Annotated in this window: 22 protein-coding genes; 13 read left to right on the top strand and 9 right to left on the bottom strand. The window is 72.9% G+C overall.

Annotated elements, in window-relative coordinates; genetic code table 11:
- Nucleotides 1–93: 93 nt before the first annotated feature.
- Nucleotides 94–450, bottom strand: coding sequence for a GntR family transcriptional regulator (locus AC07FY_RS32000; RefSeq protein ID WP_479013633.1), 357 nt, complete (start codon nt 448–450; stop codon nt 94–96).
- Between the two features lie 167 nt (nt 451–617).
- Between AC07FY_RS32000 and AC07FY_RS31995 the strand changes: the two genes are divergently transcribed.
- Genes AC07FY_RS31995 through AC07FY_RS31980 form a run of 4 tightly spaced genes read left to right on the top strand, consistent with a single transcriptional unit; the run spans nt 618 to nt 3,896 of the window.
- Nucleotides 618–1,040: a hypothetical protein gene (locus AC07FY_RS31995; RefSeq protein WP_479013630.1), complete on the top strand. Its 423-nt coding sequence runs from the start codon at nt 618–620 to the stop codon at nt 1,038–1,040.
- The gene (gene repSA / locus AC07FY_RS31990) at nt 1,037–2,464 is read left to right on the top strand and encodes a replication initiator protein RepSA (RefSeq protein ID WP_479013627.1); all 1,428 of its coding nucleotides are present in this window, start codon (nt 1,037–1,039) and stop codon (nt 2,462–2,464) included. The genes AC07FY_RS31995 and repSA overlap by 4 nt, the downstream gene beginning before the upstream one ends.
- Complete coding sequence (locus AC07FY_RS31985) at nt 2,461–2,655, top strand: helix-turn-helix transcriptional regulator (protein WP_479013624.1); 195 nt, start codon at nt 2,461–2,463, stop codon at nt 2,653–2,655. The genes repSA and AC07FY_RS31985 overlap by 4 nt, the downstream gene beginning before the upstream one ends.
- The gene (locus AC07FY_RS31980; protein WP_479013621.1) at nt 2,655–3,896 is read left to right on the top strand and encodes a tyrosine-type recombinase/integrase; all 1,242 of its coding nucleotides are present in this window, start codon (nt 2,655–2,657) and stop codon (nt 3,894–3,896) included. The genes AC07FY_RS31985 and AC07FY_RS31980 overlap by 1 nt, the downstream gene beginning before the upstream one ends.
- Nucleotides 3,897–4,034: 138 nt before the next feature.
- Here the strand turns inward: AC07FY_RS31980 and AC07FY_RS31975 are convergent, their stop codons facing one another.
- On the bottom strand, nt 4,035–4,289 hold the full coding sequence (locus AC07FY_RS31975; protein ID WP_479013618.1) for a hypothetical protein: 255 nt from the start codon (nt 4,287–4,289) through the stop codon (nt 4,035–4,037).
- Between the two features lie 262 nt (nt 4,290–4,551).
- Nucleotides 4,552–6,393 carry an endonuclease/exonuclease/phosphatase family protein gene (locus AC07FY_RS31970; protein WP_479013616.1) on the bottom strand — a complete coding sequence of 614 codons (1,842 nt, stop codon included), beginning with the start codon at nt 6,391–6,393 and terminating at the stop codon, nt 4,552–4,554.
- Between the two features lie 450 nt (nt 6,394–6,843).
- Between AC07FY_RS31970 and AC07FY_RS31965 the strand changes: the two genes are divergently transcribed.
- Complete coding sequence (locus AC07FY_RS31965) at nt 6,844–8,331, top strand: hypothetical protein (protein ID WP_479013613.1); 1,488 nt, start codon at nt 6,844–6,846, stop codon at nt 8,329–8,331.
- 336 nt (nt 8,332–8,667) lie between these two features.
- Nucleotides 8,668–10,107, top strand: coding sequence for an alkaline phosphatase PhoX (locus AC07FY_RS31960; RefSeq protein ID WP_479013610.1), 1,440 nt, complete (start codon nt 8,668–8,670; stop codon nt 10,105–10,107).
- Between the two features lie 59 nt (nt 10,108–10,166).
- On the opposite strand, the gene AC07FY_RS31955 is transcribed toward AC07FY_RS31960, so the two are convergent.
- The 4 genes from AC07FY_RS31955 to AC07FY_RS31940 form a co-directional block, all read right to left on the bottom strand.
- On the bottom strand, nt 10,167–10,343 hold the full coding sequence (locus AC07FY_RS31955) for a hypothetical protein (RefSeq protein ID WP_479013607.1): 177 nt from the start codon (nt 10,341–10,343) through the stop codon (nt 10,167–10,169).
- A 113-nt stretch (nt 10,344–10,456) separates the two neighbouring features.
- Entirely contained in the window at nt 10,457–11,707 is a 1,251-nt protein-coding gene (locus AC07FY_RS31950) for a TerD family protein (protein WP_479013649.1), read from the bottom strand.
- Between the two features lie 62 nt (nt 11,708–11,769).
- Nucleotides 11,770–11,991 (bottom strand): hypothetical protein, encoded by a 222-nt coding sequence (locus AC07FY_RS31945; protein WP_479013604.1) that lies wholly within the window; start codon nt 11,989–11,991, stop codon nt 11,770–11,772.
- A gap of 110 nt (nt 11,992–12,101) precedes the next feature.
- A complete protein-coding gene (locus AC07FY_RS31940) occupies nt 12,102–13,643 on the bottom strand; it encodes an aldehyde dehydrogenase (NADP(+)) (protein ID WP_479013602.1) in 1,542 nt (513 codons plus the stop codon).
- A 127-nt stretch (nt 13,644–13,770) separates the two neighbouring features.
- On the opposite strand from AC07FY_RS31940, the gene AC07FY_RS31935 reads away from it, so the two are divergent.
- The 5 genes from AC07FY_RS31935 to AC07FY_RS31915 all read left to right on the top strand — a co-directional run bounded on the left by AC07FY_RS31935 (nt 13,771) and on the right by AC07FY_RS31915 (nt 18,654).
- Nucleotides 13,771–14,553 (top strand): IclR family transcriptional regulator, encoded by a 783-nt coding sequence (locus AC07FY_RS31935; protein WP_479013599.1) that lies wholly within the window; start codon nt 13,771–13,773, stop codon nt 14,551–14,553.
- Between the two features lie 150 nt (nt 14,554–14,703).
- Complete coding sequence (locus tag AC07FY_RS31930) at nt 14,704–16,152, top strand: peptidoglycan D,D-transpeptidase FtsI family protein (protein ID WP_479013596.1); 1,449 nt, start codon at nt 14,704–14,706, stop codon at nt 16,150–16,152.
- A complete protein-coding gene (locus AC07FY_RS31925) occupies nt 16,137–16,748 on the top strand; it encodes an N-acetyltransferase family protein (protein WP_479013647.1) in 612 nt (203 codons plus the stop codon). Before AC07FY_RS31930 ends, AC07FY_RS31925 begins: the two co-directional genes overlap by 16 nt.
- 73 nt (nt 16,749–16,821) lie before the next feature.
- Nucleotides 16,822–17,529 (top strand): DsbA family oxidoreductase, encoded by a 708-nt coding sequence (locus AC07FY_RS31920; RefSeq protein WP_479013593.1) that lies wholly within the window; start codon nt 16,822–16,824, stop codon nt 17,527–17,529.
- Between the two features lie 69 nt (nt 17,530–17,598).
- Nucleotides 17,599–18,654, top strand: a complete 1,056-nt coding sequence (locus tag AC07FY_RS31915; RefSeq protein ID WP_479013590.1) for an aminotransferase class V-fold PLP-dependent enzyme — start codon at nt 17,599–17,601, stop codon at nt 18,652–18,654.
- A 49-nt stretch (nt 18,655–18,703) separates the two neighbouring features.
- On the opposite strand, the gene AC07FY_RS31910 is transcribed toward AC07FY_RS31915, so the two are convergent.
- Nucleotides 18,704–19,786, bottom strand: a complete 1,083-nt coding sequence (locus AC07FY_RS31910) for a pyridoxal-phosphate-dependent aminotransferase family protein (RefSeq protein ID WP_479013587.1) — start codon at nt 19,784–19,786, stop codon at nt 18,704–18,706.
- Between the two features lie 64 nt (nt 19,787–19,850).
- Here AC07FY_RS31910 and AC07FY_RS31905 point away from each other — a divergent pair, with 64 nt between their 5' ends.
- Together AC07FY_RS31905 and AC07FY_RS31900 are read left to right on the top strand one after the other, a co-directional pair.
- Complete coding sequence (locus AC07FY_RS31905; protein ID WP_479013584.1) at nt 19,851–20,948, top strand: amidohydrolase family protein; 1,098 nt, start codon at nt 19,851–19,853, stop codon at nt 20,946–20,948.
- Between the two features lie 282 nt (nt 20,949–21,230).
- Entirely contained in the window at nt 21,231–22,136 is a 906-nt protein-coding gene (locus AC07FY_RS31900; protein ID WP_479013581.1) for an SCO1860 family LAETG-anchored protein, read from the top strand.
- Between the two features lie 67 nt (nt 22,137–22,203).
- Here AC07FY_RS31900 and AC07FY_RS31895 read toward each other — a convergent pair whose 3' ends face one another.
- A complete protein-coding gene (locus tag AC07FY_RS31895) occupies nt 22,204–23,451 on the bottom strand; it encodes a CapA family protein (RefSeq protein WP_479013578.1) in 1,248 nt (415 codons plus the stop codon).
- Nucleotides 23,452–23,625 lie beyond the last annotated feature (174 nt).

Genomic DNA, 23,625 nt, shown 5'->3' with positions numbered 1-23,625 from the left:
TGGCAGACAAAGCGCGATTACTCGTGGAGCTGCACGAGATCCGGAAGAAGTTATCCGAGGCCGCACAGCGAGTGGACCGGCTGTCCGCTGCGGTCACGGAAGATCGGCCACGTGCCCTTCGAGGCGGTCGAGCCGCGAGTTAATCAGCTCCAACGCGGCTTTGATCTCGGCCAGTTCGTTGGCCAGGGTCGGAGCCTGCTCCACCTCGCCCGCGGGTGGGTCGCTGGCGACAAAGGTCCCGCGCCCCTGCTGGCTCACAATCAAGCCTTCATCCCGAAGAATGTCCAACGCGTGCCGAACGGTCATGGCTGCAACGCCGTACCGCTCGGCCAGCTTGGCGTTTCCGTCGAGCCGCTGGCCGGCCGTCAGTGCTCCGCTCGCGATCTGCCGTCGGAGGTCGTCGGCTACCTGCGCGTAGGCGCTGCGGGGATCATCTGGGCTCACGGTCACAAACCCAGGTTATCTAAGTGATCTAAAGAAGTCTGCCCCAAGGGCTTGTGCTCTTCGTCATCTCTACTAATCTAGGTAACACAAGAGAAGTTAGAGATGTCTCGCTGGGAGCGGCGCCCTACCGCCAAGCAGTCCGCCGCTCCCGTCCCTCGAAGGGAGCTTCCATCATGCCCGCATTGCTCAAGGCTGTGCAGCCCGCCCGTGTCTCGGTCTGCGACCTGTCGAACATGGAGCGCACCGTGGCCCTCTACGCCTCGGACATGCCGACCTCGTACCGGTACCGCAGGACCGACGAAGAGAAGCTGTGTGACTGGATCGTCCAGGGCGCTGCTCGCCTGGGACTGGAAGAGCTGTACCAGTCGGCTGCATGCGCGAACGGCTACATGCGGCTGTGGGTGGAGGACGAGGCGAGGCCCCGCCACACGGCCGCTCACGTCGCCCGCTTCCCCCTCCAGAGGCGCTTCGACCTGGCTCAGCGCACGGCATCCATGGTCACGATCGGGCACGTCAAGGAAGTCAGCGCCGCTGCCCTGGAGCGCGCAGACCGGCCGATCTACGAGACCACCCCGCTCGTGGCGGTAGCCGCGTGACCCGCTTCCCTGTCGCTCCGGCCGCTGTCGCTGATGTGGCGGCGGCCGTCGGAACAGACCCGCTCACCCTGGCCGACCTCTTGCGAGTCGCAGCTGATCCCGGCTTCGAACGGTGGCGGGACCAGGTCCGCCGCACCGGCGGTTGCTCGGACCCGATCCATCTCTCCGGCACGACCGTCACCCGAGACCGCCGCACGGGGGACGTCCTCTACTCGTACTCGACCGCCTCGGAGCCTGGCGGCCGGCTACGGATCGCGTGCGGCAACCGGCGGGCCTCGCGCTGCCCCTCCTGCGCCTGGACGTACGCGGGGGACACCTACCACCTGATCCGCGCCGGGATCTCCGGCGACGAAGCCAAGGATGTGCCCGCTGCGGTCCGCGAGCACCCCCGGGTGTTCGCCACGCTCACCGCCCCCTCGTTCGGCCCGGTCCACAACCGACCGTCTTCCGGCTGCTGCCGCTGCGGCACCGCCCACGACGAGACAGACGCGCTCCTGGGCACGGCGCTGGATCCGACGCGGTACGACTACGCGGGCGCGGTGCTCTGGAACAACTACGCCGGACAGCTCTGGCAGCGCTTCACCATCTACCTGCGCCGCGAGATCGCAGCCCGCGCCGGACTCTCCCAGCGGGCCTTTGCCGACTGCTGTCGGGTGTCCTTCGGGAAGGTTGCCGAGTTCCAGAAGCGCGGAGCCGTCCACTTCCACACCGTTGTACGCCTCGACGGACCGGACGGGCCCGGTACTCCTCCGCCCGCATGGGCTTCAGTGACGCTGCTGGACGATGCGATCCGCGCCGCCGCCGCTCGAGTCGCCGTGAGCGTCCCGGCCGGCGGAGACTTCCCCGCCCGAACCCTCGCCTGGGGCGCGCAAGTCGATGTCCAGCCCATCGGCGGACTCGGGCACGAGGACCTGACGGAATCGGCCGTAGCCTCGTACGTCGCGAAGTACGCGACCAAAGCCGCAGAGACCACCGGCACCGCAGACCGCCGGATCGGCGAACTCGCCGAGTTGGACAAGCTTCAGCTCCCCGCGCACACCCGGCGCCTGATCGAAGCCTGCTGGGCCCTGGACACCGCATATCCGGACCGGCTACTCGCGCACTGGTCGCACATGCTCGGCTTCCGGGGCCACTTCTCCACCAAGTCCCGCGCCTACTCCACGACCCTGGGCGCTCTGCGGCAGACCCGCGCCGACTACCGCGCCGCACAAGAACGCCGGGAGCGTGGCCTGCCTGACCCCGACGACGCCTCGGAGGGCTCCACGTTGGTCCTCGCCCACTGGACCTACGCCGGACACGGGCACACGCCCGGCGAATCCTGGCTCGCCGCCAGCATCGCCCGAGATCTCAAGGTCGGCCGGGAGGCAGCGCGTGAAGCCCTCGCCGAGATGGCCGCACGAGATGACGCGGAGGTCTTCGCGTGAAGCGCTCGCTCCCCGCCCGGTACCTCACGCCGGTCGACCTCGCCGACCTTCTCGGTGTCCCGCTCGAAACCGTCTACCAGTGGCGCCGTAAGGGCACCGGGCCCCGCGGCTTCCGGGTCGGTCGTCATGTCCGCTACGACCCCGAAGATGTGCGCGTCTGGGTTCACTCCCTCATGGAAAGGGCTGCCTGATGGCCGGGCACGTTCAAGACCGCTGGTACAAGACCGAGCAGGGGCCGGACGGCAAGCCGGTCAAGGTCAAGACCGACCGCTTTGGCATCGGGCTGCGCTACAGGGCCCGCTACGTCGGTCCTGATGGCTCGGAGAAGAGTCAGTCCTTCCCTGATCGGCAGAAGCGCAAAGCTGAAGCCTGGCTCGCCAACATCGAGGCAGACATGTCGCAGGGCCGGTACATCGACCCGGCGGCTGGCACCGTCACCTTCGCCCAGTACGTCAAGGGCTGGATGGCCGCGTTGACCACGGACCCCGTGACCCGGGAGAGCGTGGAGATCCGGCTCCGCGTGCACGCGCTCCCGTACCTGGGCGATCGCCCGATGGCGTCCTTCCGGCCGTCCCACCTCCGGATCTGGATGCGGGAGCTGGAGGCCACAGGACGGGCGGCTTCTTACCGCAGGTCCATCTTCGCGAATGTCTCCGCCGTCTTCACTGCGGCCGTCGAAGACCGGATCATCGCCGAGAACCCCTGCCGTGCTCGATCCGTACGAGCCCCGCGGCTGGATCCCCGCAAGGTGACGCCCTGGACCACGGCCCGGGTCATGGCGGTGCACGCAGCGCTGCCCGAGATCTATCAGGAGATGGTGGCGCTCGGCGCTGGCTGTGGGCTGAGGCAGGGGGAGATCTTCGGTCTGGCCGTGGAAGACATCGACTTTCTCGGCGGTCTGGTCCGCGTCGTCCGACAGGTCAAGCTGATCCAGGGCACGCGGATGGTCTTCGCCCCTCCGAAGGGAGGCAAGGAACGGCACGTGCCGTTGCCCGAGACTGTTTCGTTCGCGCTCGCTGCGCACATCACCAAGCGGCCGCCCGTCGAGATCACCCTGCCCTGGAAGACGCCGGACGGGCCGCCGGTCACTGCCTCGCTGCTCTTCTTCGACGCACGCCGCAAGCCGCCGCACCGGATGCACTTCAACGAGCGCGTATGGCGGCCGGCGCTTCGGCTCGCCGACGTGGCTCCTGGGCGAGAGAACGGGATGCACGCCCTGAGGCATTTCTATGCCTCGGTGCTCCTGGATGCGGGAGAGAGCATCAAGGCTTTGAGTGAGTACCTCGGGCACCACGACCCGAGCTTCACCCTTCGCACGTACACGCACCTGATGCCGACGAGCGAGACCCGTACGCGGGCCGCCGTGGATCGGGTCTTCAAGGGCGACGATGCCGCGAATGACGGCCCCGGTACGGCCCAAGGCGCTGACTAGCCGTCTGACCTGCGGATACGACAGTTCAGCCACAACTGACCCGCACGGGCCGGTGATCCAAAACGCCCTCCCACCCCGTCGGGGTGGGAGGGCGTTTCCCGGTGCGCGGTGCGCGGTGCGCAGTCGTCGGTGGGCGGGTCAGTGCAGCGGGATCGTGCGGATCAGGCCCGCGAATGCCTGCTGCTCCGCCTCGGTCAGTTCCACCGACTCCATCGGGTGCGAGGCCCGGCCGCGCTGGGCCGGGATCATCGGGAGGCCCTCGGAGGCGGCCGGCTCCGCATGGTGGAAGCGGCTGTCCCACAGCACGTGGCCGAGGCCGGCCACCCAGACGAGGGCGGCCACGAACAGGACGGCGAGGCCGATTTCCTGGACGAGCGAGATGGAGGGGAACACGCGGTCCTCCGGGCGGGGTGGGGGTACAAGGCGGTACAAGTTCGGGCGTGTGGACACTCAACACCACCGGCGCGGGATTCGGTAGGGATGTGTTGAGCGTCACGCCAGGGCCGAAAGTCCCCGACTTGTCCGGCGACGGTTCCTGCGGCGCCCGCACCGCGCTCCGGGGCAGAGGGCCCGGACGGGACGGCGTCCGGGCCCTCTGCGGTCGTGGGGCCGCCCGCGGCGGCCGGAGGGCTGCCCGCGGGGGCTGCCGACAGCGCTACGGCTTGAAGCGCAGCACCTGCGGGTCGTGGTCGCTGTTCTGCGCCGCGAACTCGGCGTTGATGTGGACGCTGTCGTAGGTGAACTTCTTGATCGCCGGGCTGGTCAGGATCTGGTCCAGCACCTGGGAGTTGCCCTGGTAGACGTAGGAGTAGCGCTCCGCCTTCGGCAGCGACTTGATCGCCGGGTACAGCGCCCCGCCGTCGGTCAGCGCGGCCGTCGTCGCCGAGAACTCGAAGTCGTTGATGTCACCGAGGACCACGACGGCGGCGTTCTTGTCCGCCGCGAGGATCTCCTTGACGAAACCGTTGACCGCCTGGGCCTGGAGCAGCCGCTTGGCCTCGGAGGAGCGGGCCGGCGGCTGGTGGTGCGAGGTCAGGCCCTCGTCGCCGCCCTTGGAGCCGAAGTGGTTGGCGATCACGAAGACGGTCTTGCCGCGGAAGGTGAACTCACCGGCGAGCGGCTTGCGGCTGTCGGCCCAGGCCGGGTTCGCCGGGTCGATGCGGCCGGGGGAGTGCGTGAGGTGCGTCTTGCCGTTCTCCGTGACGACGCCCGTGGCCGTCACCGCGTCACCGGGGGCGCGCTCGGTGAAGGAGACCCGCGCCGGGTTGAAGAGGAAGACCTGGCGGATGTTGCCGCCGGGCTCGCCACCGTCCTTCTTGTCCTCCGGGTTGACGGTCCGCCACTGGTAGGCCGGGCCGCCCGCCGCCGCGATCGCGGCCGTGAACTTCGTCAGCGTCTGCTCGGCGGAGACGGTGCCGTCGTTCTTGGCGCCGTTGTCGTCCTGGATCTCCTCCAGGGCGAGGACGTCGGGGGAGGCGAGGTTCTCGACGACCGCCTTGGCGAGGGCGTCGAACTTCTCCTGCGGGTCGGACGGGTCGAGGTTCTCCACGTTGTACGTGGCCACCGCGAGCTCGTGGTCGGCCTGCGCCTTGGTCTTCTCGGGGGCCAGGGTGCCCGCCGTGACGGTGCCGAGGGTGCGCGCCACCAGGGTGTAGCCGCCGAACTGGTTGAAGTCCAGCGGGCCCTCGGTGGTGCCCGTCAGCTTGTCGCCGACGTTGGCCACCGGGAAGGGCTGCTGCGCGAGGGGCGCGAGCTGCTGGATCTGGAGCCGGCCGGTGTTCTGGGACTCGTAGGAGCCGTAGAGCGTGCCGCCGCGCTTGGTGGGGTTCTCCCAGCCCTTCACGGTGACCCACAGCGCGGCGTACGGGTCGGTGGCGCCGACCACCCGCGAGGTGCCGATCTTGACGTTCATCCCCTCGAGGGACTCGTAGAAGTCCAGCGCGTAGCGCGAGGGCTCCAGGGGCAGGCCGTTGACGCTGCCGCCGGCGGCCGGGTCGCCGGCCGGGGCGTACTCGGCGGGGACCGAGTACTCGTTGACCGCGGCTGCCTCGGGCAGGGCGTTGCCCGTGGAGACGACCGTCACGGCCGGCTTGGATATCTGGGTCACCGACTGGTTGCCGGAGCCGGTTCCGCCGGGCACGTACTCGCCGACCAGGCCGGACACCTTGACCGCGTCGCCCACGGCGACGGTCGGAACCGAGTTGGTGAAGACGAAGACGCCTTCGCTGGTGGCCTCGTTGTCGTCGGCGTCCGGGTCCTGGATCCAGAAGCCGCGCGAACCGTACGCCCGCACGCCCGTCACGATGCCCTCGACGTCGGTGACCTGCTTGCCGACGAGCGGGGATATCCGGGTGGCGCCCTGGATGTCGTGAACGCGGACCGGGCCGTCGGCCGCGGAGCCTTCGGCCGCGCCGGCGGAACCCGCCAGCAGGCCGGTGGCCAGGGCGGTGGCGACGAGGGCCGCGACGGCGGCGGAACGGGGATGCGAGGAGCGCATGGGCGGGAACTCCGGTGTGGGATGAGGGAGACGGCGGGGTGGAACGGAGGGACTGCGGCAGGAGGTCTGCGGGGGCTGTCGGCTCCCGAAACATCTACGCGCGTCAATTTCCAGTGTGGTCGGCAAAGTTGTCAAGGGCTCCAGGGAAGACGGCCGCTGACTGTGGGATGAACCAAAGGGAATCGCCCACCGGGGCCGCCCGAAATGCGTCTACGCTGGGACGCCGGACGGGCCGGCCGGCCGGCCGGTCTGCCGGTCGGCCTTCACGCTGGGCCGCACCCGTCCGGTCCCGCTCCGCCCGTCGCCACGAAGCCTGTCATCACTACGCCTGTCACCGCTCCGCCTGTCACCGCTCCGTCAGGGCCCCGCGCCCTGCGGCCGACCCCGCCGCACGACCCCATTCCGCCGCCCCGCCCCACGGCGCCCGCGATCCGCGAGGAGAACCGCCCCATGTCCGCAGAGCCGCACTCCACGCTGCCGCCGGTACGGCTGCACTCCGATGCGGAGCTGGCCCGCGACGCCCTCGTCGCCCCGCTGTTCGCCCGCGCCGTACGGCTCGCGCGGTGGGCCGGGCCCGGCACCCGCGTCGACACCGGTGGCGGACTCGTCGCCGAGCAGCTCCCCGAGGCCGCCGCGGCGCTCGGCCTCGACACGGCCGACCAGGACTCCTCGGTCCACGCGAGCCAGGCGTGGCGGGTGGCCGTGGACACGGGTCTGGTGGACGTGACGGAGCCGGAGGAGGACGGGGCGGACCGGACCGAAGCGGCGGACGACGGGGCGCGGTTCGGCACCGCCGCGCCGGGGGAGGACCTCGCGCTGGTGGCGCGCGGGGCACCCGGAGACGTGCTCGACCTGTGGCTGGCGGCCCTGGACGCCGTGCTGGCCGACGCGGCCGTGCCCGACCTGGACGACCTCGTGGACGCGCTGGACGCGGGCGGGGACATCGACTTCGACCGGCTGGACTGGAACCCGCGGCGCGAGGCGGACTTCCTGGACGGGGTCCTCGCCAACCTCTACCTGCTCACCGTCACCGAGGGCGGGGCGGCGGACCAGCCGGTTCCGCTGCCCGTGCTCGCCGCCTCCATGGTGGCGCCCGGTGACATGGGGGAGCCCACGGACGCCGTACTGGAGCAGGTCTCGGACGCGATGATGCGCCTCGACGACCAGTTCCGGCAGTTGGAGCCCATCGGGCTGGTCGAGTTCCGGCCCGTCGACGAGGAGCTCATGGCGGAGGCGGACGACGAGGAGATCGGCGGCGGCGACGTCGACGACGAGGACGTCTCCCGCTACGGCATGGTCCGTCTGACCCCGCTCGGGCTGTACGGGGTCCGCGCCCGGCTGCTGGAGGCCGGGGTCGACGCCCCCGCCGTGGGGGAACTGGCCGGCAAGGGTGCGGACGCGCTGCTCGACGCGGTCTCCCACTATCCCGAGGGCGCGGCGCAGGCCGAGATCGAGGCATGGCTGGCGGACCGCGACACGGCCGCCGCCGTCACCGAACTGCTGGCGGCCGCCCGCGGCGACGACGACGGTGCCCCGCTGCGCCGACTGCGCTGCCAGCAGGCCCTGGCCCCGGCCGGGCCGGAGGCGGAGCCCGCGGTCCGCGCGGTGCTCGACGACGGGGAGCTGGGCGGGCTGGCCCGGGTCTGGCTGGCCGAGCGCGGTGCGGCCGACGTCCCGGCGCCGGACGCGACGATGGTCTTCTGGCTGACGGTCGACACGATCGCGGCGCAGCTCGCCGCCGACGGCGAGACCGAGGAGCTGCCGGTGCTGATGGAGACGCTGACCGCCCATCACCGCGGGTTCTTCGAGCAGGTGTGGCGGGTCGAGCACCCGGCGACCGCGTTCGTCCTGGAGTCGATGGGGCGGCTGCACCCGGACAAGAAGGCGGCCAAGGAAGCCCGCAAGGCGGCGTTCAAGGCGCGCTCGCGGCAGCCGTAGCTTGGCGCGGAGCTTCGGGAGCTGCGGGAGTTGTGGTGGCCTCGGTGGCCTCGGTGGCCTCGGTGGCCTCGGGAGCCCTGGCGGCCGCGGGACACCGGTAGGACGGTGAGCCGGGCGGCGGGTCGGGTGCCCGGCTGCAGGCCGCGTGGCGGGTGAGCAGCCCGTGGCCGGAGCATCGACAATGCGTCATTTCCCGGGGAGGAGTTGGCCATTCCGGCTTCGGGGAGGGGGTCGGTCGCTCGTACCGGGTAGTTCAGCCGCCGTTCACGTGCGGGCGGGAGCGTGTGCGCCGACGACTGCACGACAGGCGCACCACTCCCCACCCCTGGAGACCCGATGCCGCTCAGCCGCAGAGACTTCACCGCCCGGACCGTCATCGCCGGCGCGGGTGTCGCGCTCACCGGGACGGTCGGCGCCCTCGCCACCGCCCCGGGGGCGCTGGCAGCCGACGAGAGCACGGCCCGCGACGCGCACGGACGGCCCTGCGAGCCCGGCTACGGACCGCTGCTGCCCGACCCGGACGGGATCCTCGCCCTCCCCGCCGGCTTCACCTACCGCGTGCTCACGCACAGCGGCGTGACCACCCTGGAGACGGGCGAGAGCACCCCCTCCCACCACGACGGGACGGCCGCCTTCGAAGGCCACCGCGGGGTCACCCTGCTGGTCAACAACCACGAGCTCAAGGGACCCCGGACCAAGTGGCCCCGGCCTGTTCCGCTCGCGGAGGGCCTCGTCTACGACCCGGCCGCCGCCGGCGGATGCACAGTCGTCGAGGTGCGGCGCGGCGGCGAGGTCGCGGAATGGGTGGGCATCGCCGGTACGTCGACCAACTGCGCGGGCGGCGCCACCCCCTGGGGCACCTGGCTCACCTGTGAGGAGAGCTCCGACCTCGCGGGCGTCAACGGCATGACCAAGGACCACGGCTACGTCTTCGAGGTCGACCCCCACGACCGCCGGGCCAACCGCGACCCGAAGCCGGTCAAGGCCTTCGGGCGGTACGACCACGAGGCCGTGGTCATCGACCCGCGGCAGGGGCACGCCTACCTGACCGAGGACGCCTCCGGCCCCAACGGGCTGTTCTACCGCTGGACCCCGCCCCGCGGCTTCCACCACGGCCGGGGCAGGCTGCGTACGCTCGCCGCCGACGCGGGCGTGCTCCAGGCCGCCAAGTGCATCGACAGCTCGGGCCGGTTCGTCGACGACCTGTCGCGCGCGACCAGGATCGGCACGGTCTACGGGGTCGACTGGGTGGACGTACCGGACCGCGACGCGCGGACCGTGCCGGTGCGCCGGCAGTTCGCCGACGGCGTCGTCACCCGGGGGCGCAAGCTCGAGGGCATGTGGTGGGCCGACGGCGGTGCGTACTTCGTGTCCTCCTACGCCCGCGGCGAGAGCCCGGGTGCGGCCCACGACGGCCAGGTGTGGTTCTACGACCCCAAGCGGCGCACGATCCGGCTGACGGTCCTGATCGGGGTCAACGCGGACCCGTCGGCGGGCGGTGGCTACGACGGCCCGGACAACATCACCGTCTCGCCCTACGGAGGGCTGGTCGTCGCCGAGGACGGTTCGGGGCTGCAGCACCTGTTCGGCGCCACGGAATCGGGCCGCACCTACCCGCTGGCCCGCAACGAGCTGAACATCGGGTCGCCGGAGGAGCCGGAGTACTCCGAGCTCACCGGGGTCTGCTTCTCCCCGGACGGGCGCACGCTGTACGCCAACCTCCAGGATCCCGGCATCCTGCTGGCCATCACCGGTCCGTGGCGGCGCGCGCACTGACGCGAGGGGCCCGGGGCGGGGCGCGACCGACCCGCCCCGCGCGCGGGGCGGGTCTGCGCCTACGGGGTCGCGGAGAACTCCGCCTGGGAGGCCGCGGCCCACTCGGTCAGCAGGAATTCGTACTCCTCCGAGGGCCACTCGTCGTCCACCCGGGTCTCGACAAGGAGCCGTATCGCCTCGTTCGCCTCTGCGGCGGACGGGCGGGCGGGCCCTGCGGGGATGACTGACTGGTCCATGCCTTCAAGGCTACGGGCGGGCACTGACAGCCACCTCCGGATTACGCGTGGCATCCATCACCCGGGTGGCCGCCCGGCTCGCGCCGGACGGCCGCCCGTGCCCGCCCACCTGCTCAGAGTGCCTGGGAGGCCGGCTTGACCATGCCGCGCACTGTGCGGGACTTCACAAAGTCCCCCATGGCCGTCATCTCCCACTCCCCGCTGAACTGCTTGATGAGCTTGGCCATCATGACGCCGGTCTGCGGTTCCGCGGAGGTGAGGTCGAAGCGGACCAGTTCCTCCCCGCTCGCCGCGTCGATCAGCCGGCAGTAGGCCTTGGCCACCTCGGTGAACTTCTGGCCGGAGAAGGAGTTCACCGTGAAGACCAGGCCGGTGGCCTCGGCGGGGATCCGGCCGAGGTCCACGACGATGACCTCGTCGTCCCCCGCGCCTTCGCCGGTCAGGTTGTCGCCCGAGTGCTTGACGGCGCCGTTCAGGATCGACAGCTTGCCGAAGTAGCAGCTGTCGATGTGGTTGCGCTGCGGGCCGTACACGATGACGGAGGCGTCGAGGTCGATGTCCCGGCCGCGGAACGCCGGTTCCCAGCCGAGACCCATCTTGACCTGCGAGAGCAGCGGACGGCCGCCCTTGACCAGGGAGACGGTCTGGTTCTTCTGGAGGGTGACCCGGCCCTTGTCGAGGTTGATCTTGCCGCTGCCGGGGGCCGGCGGGGCGGGGGCCGCCGGCGGCGCGGGCGGAACGGGGGCGCTGGGCGCCGCGGGCGTCCCACCGCCCAGCCAGGGGGAGGCCGGGTAGCCGGCGGGGGGAGCCGGCGGGGCGGGGGGCGCGGGCGGGGCCACGGGGGCCGGGGCGGCGGGCGCGGCGGCCGGCTCGTCCTCCACGGAGACGCCGAAGTCGGTGGCGATCCCGGCCAGGCCGTTCGCGTAGCCCTGGCCGACCGCGCGCACCTTCCACACGCCGCCGCGCTGGTAGACCTCGACGACGACGAGCGCCGTCTCGGCGCCCAGCTGCGGCGGGGTGAAGCTCGCGATCACCGCTCCGCCGTCCGCGTTGCGCACGGTGGCGGTGGGCTCGACGCCCTGGAAGCTCTGCCCGGCGGCATCCGGACTGGCCGTGACCACGATCCGCTCGATCCCGGGCGGCAGGGCGGAGGTGTCCACGGTGATCGAGTCCGGCGCCGCTCCACCGCCCGACCGGTAGCTGACACCGGGCCCGGAGGGCTGGTTGTAGAAGATGAAGTCTGCGTCGGAGCGCACCTTGCCGTCCGCCGTCAGGAGCAGTCCCGATACGTCGAGCCGTACCGGCGCGGCCACGTCCACCGTCACGCGGACGGCATTGAGCGGCAAATTGGATCCAGGGGTCATCGCGGTCATGCCCGGAGAACGACCGGAGGTGGTGTGCCGTTCCCTTGGCCTCGCGACGGATTTCAGCTCCAGTTGCGAGGGTGGTTCTTCGCCATCCGCTCGTTGCCGAACTTGTACGCGCCGGTCCACCGGGCCATGACCAGCTGGCCGTCGCCCGACTCCACCTCGGCCAGGAACTTCTCCGCCCGGTTGCCGCGCAGCGTGGCGGCGGTGCGGCCGTGGTGGGTGATGACGACGGAGTCGTCACGGTGGCGTTCGTACGAGAATCCCTGGGGTTTCGGCATGCCGCGCAGCCTGCCCCGCCGGGTGCGGTGGGGGCAACGGGATTTTCGCGTCCTTGCTGGTCGGGCGGTCGGGGGCGGCCGGGCGGGGTGGCCGGGCGGCGCCGGAACCGTCAGCCCCCGGCGGCCTCCGTCACCCGGCGCGGCAGCCCGAGCGGGTTGGCCTCGCGCAGCTCCGGCGGAAGCAGCGCGTCCGGTACGGACTGGTAGGCCACCGGGCGCAGCCACCGCTCGATGGCCGTCCCGCCCACCGAGGTGGAGTGCGAGGTCGCCGCGGGGTACGGGCCGCCGTGGTGCTGGGCCGGCGCCACCGCGACCCCCGTCGGCCAGCCGTTGACCACGATCCGGCCCGCCAGCTCCGTGACGCGCCCGATCAGCTCGGCGGCCGGGCCCGGGGCGCCCCCGGTCTCGGCGGCGGACAACTGGAGGGTCGCGCTCAGGTTCCCGCCCAGCCGCCCGAGGACCAGCTCGGCTTCCCGCTGGTCGGCGTACCGCACGACGACGGTGACGGGACCGAAGCACTCCTCCAGCAGGACGTCGTACTCCCCGCCCGCGGCAGCGTCGAGGAGGCGGGCGGCCGCTACGGTCAGGTAGCCGGCGCCGACGGTGTGCTCGCCCCCGGACCCGGGTGGGACCGGGGCCTCGACCCCGGGCAGCGCGGTCCGCGCGCGCACCCCTGCGACGAAGTCCTCCCGCATCCGGTGGTCGAGCAGCACCCCAGGCCCGGTCTCGCCGAGCGCCTTCCCGAGCGCGGCGGTGAGCCGGTCGCCCGCCGGGCCCTCGGGCACCAGGACGAGGCCGGGCTTCACGCAGAACTGGCCCATGCCGAGGGTGACGGAGCCCGCCAGCCCGCCGCCGATCTCCTCGGCGCGCTCCACGGCCGCGGCCGGGGTGACCACGACGGGGTTGAGCGAGCCCAGTTCGCCGTGGAAGGGGATGGGGACGGGCCGGGCGGCGGCCGCGTCGAAGAGGGCGCGCCCGCCCCGGATGGAACCGGTGAACCCGGCGGCGGCCACCAGCGGGTGGCGGATCAGCGCCAGGCCGGCGTCGAAGCCGTGCACCACGGAGACGACGTCGGCCGGCAGGCCCGCCGCGACGGCCGCCCGGCGCAGCAGGGAGGCGCACAGCTCGGAGGTGGCCGGGTGGTCGGGGTGCGCCTTGACGACCACCGGGCAGCCGGCGGCCAGCGCGCTCGCGGTGTCCCCGCCGGGGACGGAGAAGGCGAGCGGGAAGTTGGAGGCGGCGTACACCGCGACCACGCCCAGCGGCACCTTGTAGCGGCGCAGTTCGGGGCGCGGCGGGCTGAGGGAGGGGTCGGCGCGGTCGATCCGGACGTCGAGGTGGGAGCCCTCCTCGACGGCGTCAGCGAACGCGCGCAGCTGGCCGGTGGTGCGGGCCAGCTCGCCCGTGAGCCGGCCGGGGCCCAGGGCGGTCTCGGCGTCCGCCGCTTCCACCACGTCCGCGGCGGCTTCGCCGAGGAGGTCGGCGGCGGTGCGCAGGAACGCGGCGCGGGCGGCGGCGTCGGCGAGCGCGCCGCGGGTGGCGTGGGCGTTCCGTACGGCTTCGTCCACCTCGCGAGGTGTGGCCTCGACCGCAACCCGTTCGCGCTGCTTCCCGGTGCGGGGGTCCACACTCCAGACTGGTGTCGCTGCCATGGCCCACTGCCTCCTGGATCGTTCAGTATTCTGAACGCCGTTCCGGTGGATGAATGATCACATCTGCTGCGGACTCTATTTCCGCGTCCTCGGCGTGACAAGAGGCGGCCAGAGGGGAAGCAGACGCATGACGACGACCGAATCGGGAAGCACGGTCCCGGCGGCGCCGGTCAAATCGGCGGTGCGGACGGTCCTGCTGCTGGAGCACTTCGCGGCGCGGCCGGGGCTGCACAGCCTCGCCGACATCCAGCACGACCTCTCCCTGCCCAAGTCCAGCCTGTACATGCTGCTGCGCACGCTGGTGGACCTGGGGTGGGTGGAGACGGACGCCACGGGCACGCGCTACGGCATCGGCGTCCGGGCGCTGCTGGTCGGCAGCTCGTACATCGACGGCGACGAGGTCGTCGCGGCCGCCCGGCCCACCCTGGACCGGCTCTCCGACGACACGACGGAGACCATCCACCTGGCCCGGCTGGACGGGACGAGCGTGGTGTACCTGGCGACCCGTTCCTCCCGGCACTACCTGCGGCCCTTCACCCGGGTCGGCCGGCGGCTGCCGGTGCACTCCACGGCGCTGGGCAAGGCGCTGCTCGCCACGCACACGGACGAGGAGGTGCGCCGCCTGCTGCCGAAGCGGCTGGAGGCGGTCACCGAGCACACCGTCACCGACCGGGAACGGCTCATCGGGGAACTGGCGCTGGTGCGGGAGCAGGGCTACGCGGTGGACCGGGAGGAGAACACGCTCGGGCTGCGCTGCTTCGGGGTGGCGGTGCCCTACCGGACGCCCGCGCGGGACGCGGTGAGCTGCTCGGTCCCGGTGGCGCGGCTGACGGCGGAGCACGAGCAGGTCATCAAGGCGGCGCTGTTCGAGGCGCGGGACCGGTTGTCGGTGGTGACGCGGCGGATGTGAGGCCGGTGCGGTGGGCTGCACCGGTTCCCCGATCGGCGGAGGCGGTTCCCGGGCGCCGGGCCGGGGCGGGTTCATGAAGGAAAGCTGAGAACCCCGCCACAATCGGGGCAGAGCGGAACGGCCGGGGCCGCTGGTTCGTCCTTCCGGGGGATGAACAAGACGATCAGGCGTGCCTCGGTCTTCTGTCTGCTCCTGGTGCTGGCCCTGCTGGTCCGCGTCACCTGGGTGCAGGCATATCAAGGCCAGGCCCTCGCAGACGACAAGCACAACCGGCGCAACCTCATCGGGCAGTACGAGAACCCGCTGGGCAACATCATCGTGGGAGGGGAGGCGATCACCGGCTCGGTGGCGACGGGCGGCAAGGACTTCGCGTACAAGCGGACCTATACCAACGGCCCGCTCTACGCGCCGATCACCGGCTACAGCTCCCAGGCCTACGGCACGAGCATGCTGGAGGGGATCTACAAGGACGTCCTCAACGGTTCCGACAGCCGCCTGAAGACCATGATGGACGTGCTCACCAACAAGCGGGCCACCCCGGGCAACGTCCTGACCACCATCGACCCGGACGTGCAGAAGGCGGCCTACGGCGCCCTCGACGGCAAGCAGGGGGCCGCTGTCGCGATCGACCCCGCGACGGGCCGGATCCTCGCCGTGGTCAACAACCCGTCCTTCGACCCGGGCCGGATCGCCGGCGCCAACGACGCGGCCGCCTGGGAGGAGCTCTCCGCCGACAAGGGCAAGGCGATGGAGAACGTGGCCCTGCGCAAGCCGCAGGCCCCCGGCTCCACCTTCAAGCTGGTCACGCTGGCCGCGGCGATCGAGAACGGGCTGGTCACCGACCTCGACCGGCAGACCGGCGTCCCCGACCCGTACACCATCCCCGGCACGCGCACCCTGCTGCCCAGCGAGGCGGGCTCGGCCGCCTGCAACAACGTCTCCGCGCGCACCGCCCTGCGGCTGTCGTGCAACAACGTCTTCGCGGAGCTGGCGTCCAAGCTCGGCCAGGACAAGATGCGGGCGACGGCCGAGAAGCTCGGTTTCAACACGCAGATCGACACCCCGGTCCGCACCAACCCGCCCAGCAAGTACCCCTCGCAGAAGATGTCGGTCGACCAGGTCGCACAGACGGGCATCGGCCAGTTCGACGTACAGGCCACGCCGCTCCAGATGGCGATGGTCACGGCCGCGATCGAGAACGGCGGGAAGCTCGTCGCCCCGCACATGGTCTCCCAGGTCACCGATGCCAACGGCAACGTGCTGGAGAGCTTCGAGGACCCCACGTCCCAGCGGGTCATGGCGGAGAGGACCGCCTCCCTGCTCCGCGACGCCATGCGGACGGTCGCCACCGAGGGCGGCGGCAAGCCGGCCCAGGTGGCGGGCGCCGAGGTGGGCGGCAAGACCGGTACCGCCCAGCGCGGGGTGAACAACAGCCTGTCGCCGCTGGCCTGGTTCACCTCGTACGGGAAGGCGGGCGGCCGGCAGATCGCCGTGGCCGTCGTGATCGAGAACTCGGACACCGACCGGTCCGAGATCGGAGGCGGCAGGCTGGCCGCCCCGATCGCCCAGAAGATGATGGCGGCCTGGCTCAAGAAGTAGCCGCCCGGCGGGCGCCGGCGGGCGCGCGCACGGCCGAGGAACGCGCCGGGAACCGCCACGGCCCCCGGCGCGTTCCTCCTCCCGTGATCAGGACAGCGCGACCCGCCGACCTCGACGCCATCACCGCCCTCCACACCAGGGCCCGTGCGACCTACTACCGGGGCCGGGTCCCCGAGGAGACCTACACCGGCGTCCTGCACCACGCCCGTGCCCGCGAGGCGTGGGCCCGGGCCGTCGCCCGCCCCGCCGCCGAGGGACGGGTGCTGTGTGCGGAGCAGGGCGGCGAGGTCATCGGCGTCGCGGCCTTCCTGACCGCGGACGGCGTCACCACCCTCACGCAGTTCCACGTCGACCCGGGCCACTGGCGGCGCGGCACCGGCGCCGCCCTGCACGCGGCCTGTCTCGACGCCTGGCGGCAGGCCGGGATCGAGCGGGTCCGCCTGGAGGTCCACGCCCACAACCTGCGCGCCCAGGCCTTCTACGCGGCCCACGGCTGGCTCCCGGCCCCGCCGCCCGCCCGCGCCGCCTCCGGGTCCCACCTCACCCTCCGGCTCACGGTGCCGGGAGCACCTGCGAGCGGCCCGTCCGGGGAATGAGACGCAGCCCCCGATGGTTGAAGGGGGAACTGTTCGGCTGTTCGTCCGCCGACCCGGAGAGAGAAGAAGGAACATGCGCGTCGAGATCTGGAGCGACATCGCCTGCCCGTGGTGCTACATCGGCAAGGCCCGCTTCGCCGCGGGGCTGGCCCGGTTCGCGCACCGCGACGAGGTGGAGGTCGTCTTCCGGTCCTTCGAGCTCGACCCGAACGGCGCCAAGGGCGTCACCGCGCCCGTCCTGGAGATGCTCGCCAAGAAGTACGGCCGCACCCTGGACGAGGCCCGCGGCATGGAGGAGCACGTCGCGGCCGCCGCCCGCGCCGAGGGCCTTGCCTACCGCACCGACGGGCGTGACCACGGGAACACCTTCGACATCCACCGCCTGCTGCACCTGGCCGCCGCCCGGGGCTGCCAGGAGGAACTGCTCGACCTCGCCTTCCGGGCCCACTTCGCCGAGGAGCGGTCCGTCTTCGACCCCGAGGTGCTGCTCGCCCTCGCCGTGGAGGCCGGGCTGGACGCGGCCGAGGCGCGTACCGTCCTCGCCGACGACTCCGCCTACGCCGCGGAGGTCCGCGCCGACGAGCGCGAGGCCGCGGAGCTGGGTGCGAACGCCGTGCCCTTCTTCGTGCTCGACCGCCGCTACGGGATCTCCGGAGGCCAGCCGGCCGAGGTGTTCACCCGGGCCCTGGAGCAGGCGTGGGCGGGCCGCGGGATCGAGGAACAGGCGGCGGACGCGGAGGCGTGCGCGCCCGACGGCGCGTGCGCGGTCCCGCAGGCATAAGCCTCCCTTGGGGGCCGCATGCCTCATCAGGCAATGGACGGCGGGTCGTTCGCGGCGCACAGTGGACCCATGGATCTTTCCCTCGCCGAAGTGGTCCGGGTCGAGTTCGGCCACTCCTCCGTCTACCTGAACACCGCCACCTGCGGGATCCTCCCGCGTTCCGCCGTCGCGGCCGTACGCGAGCTGGCCGACGCGGCGGGGGCCGGACTCCCCGCCGGGTTCGGCGACTTCGACCGGGTGAACCGGGTCCGGGCCGGCTTCGCCCGGCTGGTCGGGGTCGACGTCGAGCGGGTGGCCATCGGCTCGGCCGTGGCCACCCACGTGGGACTGGTCGCCGCGTCCCTGCCGGAAGGAGCCGAAGTGCTCTGTCCGGAGGGCGAGTTCGCGTCCGTCATCAACCCCTTCGTGGTGCGCGGCGACCTCAAGGTGCGCTTCGTCCCGCTGGAGTCCGTCGCCGAGGCCGTCGGCCCGGGCACCGCGCTGGTCGCGCTGAGCGCCGTGCAGTCCGCCGACGGGCGGACGGCCGACCTCGCCGCGGTACGCGAGGCCGCCACCGCGCACGGCGCCCGCATGCTGGTGGACCTGACCCAGGGGGCGGGGTGGCTGCCCTTGGACGCCTCGCCCTACGAGTACACGGTCACGGCCGGCTACAAGTGGCTGCTCGGCGCCCGCGGGGCGTCGTACCTGACCGTGTCGCGCGAGGCCCAGCACACCCTGATCCCGCTGCACGCCGGATGGGTGGCGGCCGAGTCCATGTGGGAGGCCACCTACGGCCCGATGCCGGAACTGGCCCACGACGCCCGGCGCTTCGACGAGTCACCGGCCTTCCTCGCCTACCACGCGGCCGAGGCGTCGCTGGCCCTGCTGGAGCGGATCGGCGTCGGCCGCGTCCACGCCCACAACACGGCCCTGGCCGACCGCTACCGGGCCGGCCTGGCGGCGCTCGGCCACGAGCCCGTGCCCGGCGGGGCCGCCATCGTCTCCGTGCCCGGCCTCGCCGGCCGGCAGGAGGCCCTGCAGGCGGCCGGCGTCGCCACCGCCGCCCGCGCGGGCGCGCTGCGGGCCTCCTTCCACCTCTACAACACCGAGGAGGACGTCGACCGGCTGCTGGACGTCCTGTCCTGAGGCCCTGCCCGCCAGGCGGGACCGGCCGACCCGGGTCGGCCGACCCGGGTCAGCCGAGCCGGGCGGCCCAAGCCGTGCCCGCCGCCGCGACCGCCGCCGCCGGGTCGGTGCCCAGCGCGGTCGCCAGCGACGTGAGCGCGGCCTCGACCACGGGCAACGAGGCCGCGGTCCCGTAGTGGTTGACCCGCACCATCTCCCGCGCCAGCGCCCCGCCGCCCGCGGCGAGCGGGACCGCCGGGTCCGCGGCGAGGGCCTTGCCCACCACCACCGACGCGTCCGCGACCCGCAGGGTCGTCGCCACCGGCGCGGCCTCGGCGGCCCGGCCCACGTACGGCGCGAGCCCCAGCTCCGCCGCGCCCGCGCGGGTCGCCGCCGCGGCGGCCGCGTGGCGGGCCGTGACCGACGGCAGCCCCTCCTGCGCGATGCGTTCGAGGCATGCCTCCAGTGCCAGCATCTCCATCTGCGCGGGCGCGTGCGGCAGCGCCCTGCGCCCGGTGTCGATCCAGCGCTCCTTCCAGTCCAGCAGCGACAGGTAGGAGCGGCGCGGAGCCGCCGGGTTCTGTGCGAAGCGGGCCCACGCCCGCTCCGAGACGGACACCGCGGACACGCCCGCCGGTCCGCCCATCGCCTTCTGCGCCCCGATCACGCACAGGTCCACGCCCCACGCGTCCGGCAGCAGCGGCTCCGCGCCCACCGACGCCACCGCGTCCAGCATGAACAGCGCCCCGTGCGCCCGTACGGCCTCGCCGATCTCCGCGACCGGGTTCGTGTTCCCCGTCGCCGCCTCCGCGTGGACCAGCGAGACGAAGTCGATCTCCGGGGTCGCGGCCAGGGCCCGCGCCACCTGGTCGGCCGTCACCGCCGTGTCGAAGGGGACCTCCAGGTCCACCACCCGCGCACCGCAGTCGCGCAGCCAGTTGCCGAAGGTGGTCCCGTACGGCCCGGTGACCACGTTCAGCGCCGTCGAGCCGGGCCGCGCGCCCGAGCGGATGCACCCCTCCAGCGGCAGCAGCGCCTCCCCTTGGGTGATCACCACGTCCTGCCGGGTGGCGAGGAGACCGGCGACCCCCCGCTCGATCGAGGCGAAACGCTCGGCGGTGAGCGGCGGGAGGTCCAGCAGGGGGTGGGTCACGGTGGTGCTCTCTTCGTCCGGGGCTACCCGCAGAGCGTATCGAGCGCGCCCGTACAGTGCCGCCATGAGCGATGTGAGCGATGTGCTGCACGTGAAGGGGCGGGTGCTCGTCGGGCCCGACGAGGTCCGCGACGAGCTGTGGGTGGTGGGCGGCAGGATCACCTACGAGCGCCCGCGCGCCGCCGCGACCGCGACCACCACGGTGACCGGCTGGGTGCTCCCCGGCCTGGTCGACGCGCACTGCCACGTGGGCCTGGACGCCCACGGCCCGGTCGACGCCGGGACGGCCGAACGCCAGGCCCTGGCCGACCGCGACGCCGGGACCCTGCTCATCCGCGATGCCGGATCCCCCTCCGACACCCGCTGGATCGACGACCGCGAGGACCTGCCCAAGATCATCCGGGCGGGCCGGCACATCGCGCGGACCCGCCGCTACATCCGCAACTACGCCCACGAGATCGAGCCCCCGGACCTCGTCGCCTACGTGGGCCGCGAGGCACAACGCGGCGACGGCTGGGTGAAGCTGGTGGGCGACTGGATCGACCGCGAGGCCGGCGACCTGGCGGCGTGCTGGCCCCGCGCCGAGGTGGAGGCGGCCATCGCCGAGGCGCACCGGCTGGGCGCCCGGGTCACGGCCCACTGCTTCGCGGAGGACTCGCTGCGCGATCTCGTGGAGGCGGGCATCGACTGCGTCGAGCACGCCACGGGCCTGACCGAGGACACCATCCCGCTGTTCGCCGAGCGCGGGGTCGCCATCGTGCCGACGCTCGTGAACATCGCCACCTTCCCCAAGATGGCGGCGGGCGGCGAGGCCAAGTTCCCGCGGTGGTCGGCGCACATGCGCAGGCTCCACGAGCGGCGCTACGACACCGTCCGCGCCGCCTACGACGCGGGCGTCCCGGTGTACGTCGGCACCGACGCGGGCGGTTCGCTGCCGCACGGCCTGGTGGCGGCGGAGGTCGAGGAACTGGTCAAGGCCGGGATCCCGGCGCTCGAAGCCCTGTCGGCGACGACCTGGGCGGCACGCGCGTGGCTGGGGCGTCCGGGGCTCAAGGAGGGGGCGCCCGCGGACCTCGTGGTCTACGCCGCCGACCCGCGGGCCGACGTACGGGCGCTCGCGCAGCCCCTGCGGGTGGTGGTGAACGGCGCGGTGCGGGCCTGAGCCGGCTGGCGGTGCGGTGTTGACGCGGCGTGACGTCCGCCGCCCGGCGGTCGTTGCAGCGGGCCGTTCTCCCCGCGGGGCTGCGACAGGAGGGAACTCGCGTTCCTCCTGAGGCGTCTGCATTCGAATGTGTGCGTGGAAACCACCCATTGGGGTGAACTCACGTGCAGTGCCTTTCCGTTCACCCAGGGTGCGTAAAGATTCCGGGGACGAAGCCGTCGGCGCGCGCGATGTCCCCCATGGCGGCGCGACGGCACCCATCTCCCCGGGGGTTCCACCACCTTGAACAGCAACACCTTCCGCATGCCCGCGGCCGTCCTGCTCGCCACGGGAGCGGTCGCCCTGCTCACCGCTCCGCCCGCCGCGGCCACGGGAGGCGGCGGCCGGAGCGAGGGCAGCGCCGGCGCCGTCGTCCTGCGCACCGGACTGGACGTGGGCCTGCTCAACAAGAGCGTGCACGTCCCGCTGAAGGCGACCCTCAATGAGGTCAGCGCCCCGGCGAAGGCCGAGAAGACGGCGCTGACGGTCACCCTGGACGGCGTCGAGGGCGGTGCGCCGGTCAGCGTGCTCCGCGCAGACGTGGCCACGTCCAAGGCCACCGCCGACACGTCCCGGGCCGAGGCGGAGGCCAACCTCGCCAAGGCCCGCGTGCACGTGCCGGGGCTGCCGGCCCTCTCGCTCCTCGAGGTCGAGAAGGTCACCTCGAAGGCCGTCTGCGAGGCGGGCAAGCAGCCGGTGGCCACCTCCAACGTCCTCGGGACGGTCACCGCGCTCGGCAAGAAGATCACCCTGTCGACGGGCGGCCCGACCAAGGTCGAGGTGCCGGGCGTGGGGGTGGTCAGCCTGGAGCTGTCCGGTACCGAGACCACCTCCACGACGGCCGCCGCGGCCGCACTGCGGCTGAAGGTGTCGGTGAACCCGCTCAAGCTGAACGTGGCCGAGGTGGAGGGCGAGATCGTGCTCGCCGAGGCGCACTGCGAGTCCCCGGCGGCCCCGGCTCCCGCACCGTCCACGAAGCCCGACCTCAAGCCGCAGACCGCGACCGGCAGCGGATCACCGGTCACCACCGACGCCAACCTGGCCGAGACCGGCGGCGGTTCGCTGACCCCCTACGTCGCCGGAGGCGCGCTGGTCCTGCTCGGGATCGGCGGCGGCGCGCTCGTCGTGACCCGCCGCCGGGCGTCGTGACCCGCCGCCGCGCCGGCTGACACCGCGGCGGCCGGGCGCCGCCCGCGGAGCACGCGGAGGGGAGTGCTCAGCGGGCGGCGTGCTCCAGGCCCTGGGCGGCCGCGCCCCGGGACAGCACGGCCTCGGTGACCTGGCGGTCGATCCGGGCGTACTCGCTGCGCTTGGCGGCGGGGAGCGCGGTGTCGGAGGCCGCGCAGGAGGCGCAGACCACGCGGAACGGCGGCCCCGTGTCCGAGTACTGCGTGAGGAACTCCGCCTTCACCACCTCCCAGCGGCCGGCGTGGGCCGCCGCCGGGGCGAAGGTGAAGCGCGGGACCGACGACTGGTTCCCGCGCAGCTTGTCGGCCGGCACGAAACTGGCGACCTGGTCGCCCATGCCGAAGACCACCCAGGTGCCGTTGATCTTCTCGTAGGGCTGCGGGACGTGGTTGTGGGTGCCGATCACCAGATCGATGTCGGGCAGCCCGTCCGGTCCGCGGGAGGCGGTCAGCACCTGGGCCAACTCGCGCTGCTGCTCGTCGGGCGCGGTCTGCCACTCGGTGCCCCAGTGGAGGCTGAGCACCACCACGTTCGCTCCGCCGGCCCGGGCGGCGCGGGCGTCGGCCAGGATCCGGTCCGTGTCGATGAGGTTCACGGCCCACGGCTTGCCCTCGGGAAGCGGGATGCCGTTCGTGCCGTAGGTGTAGTCCAACTGGGCGACCTTCGCGCCCCCGGCCGACATCCAGGCCGGGGCCGCCGCCTCCTGCGCGCTGCGGGCGGAGCCGACGTGCGCGATGCCGACCCGGTCGAGGTGCTCGAGGGTGCGCGCGAGGCCTTCGTCGCCGGCGTCCAGCGTGTGGTTCGAGGCCGTGGAGCAACTGTCGTACCCGGCGTCCTTCAGCGCGTCGGCCAACTGGTGCGGGGCCTTGAACAGCGGGTATCCGGTGTAGGGGCCGCCGGGGCGCCCGTACGGTATCTCGTGGTGGCACAGCGCCAGGTCGGCGGCGGAGACCAGCGGCCGGACCCCGGCGAATATCTTCCGGAAGTCGTACTCCCCGGCCTGGCCGGCGTCGTCCGCGGACCGCTGGATGATCGACGGGTAGGGGATGATGTCGCCGGTCGCCACCAGCGTGAACGGCCGGCCTTGCCCCTGCCCCGGCCGCTCCGGGGCCGGCGGCGTGGCGCCGGCCGCCGTACCCGTCCCGCGCCCGAGCCGCTGCTCCGGCGGGGCCGCCGGCCCGGCGCCGTCGCCGAGCAGGCGCGGCACGGCCAGCGCCGCGCCGCCCACGACCGCCAGCCCGGCCACCGCCACGCCTATCCGCGCGGATGTCCTCATCGCCGCCCCCTGTCCTCGACCCCCGGGTCCGCGTCACCCGTCCCCGGCCGCCATCGTAGGCGCGGGGGGGGGGGGGGGGGGGGGGGGGGGGGGGGGGGAACCCCCCCCCCCCCCGGGCGGGGGGGGGGTGGGAGCCAACGGGGCGGGGAGGGGGCGGGGGAGGGGTAGAGTGGC

It is taken from the genome of Streptomyces sp. NPDC045967 (genome assembly GCF_056430495.1).
Note: the sequence above shows the minus strand (reverse complement) of the source record. Positions and strands in the feature narration are given on the sequence as shown.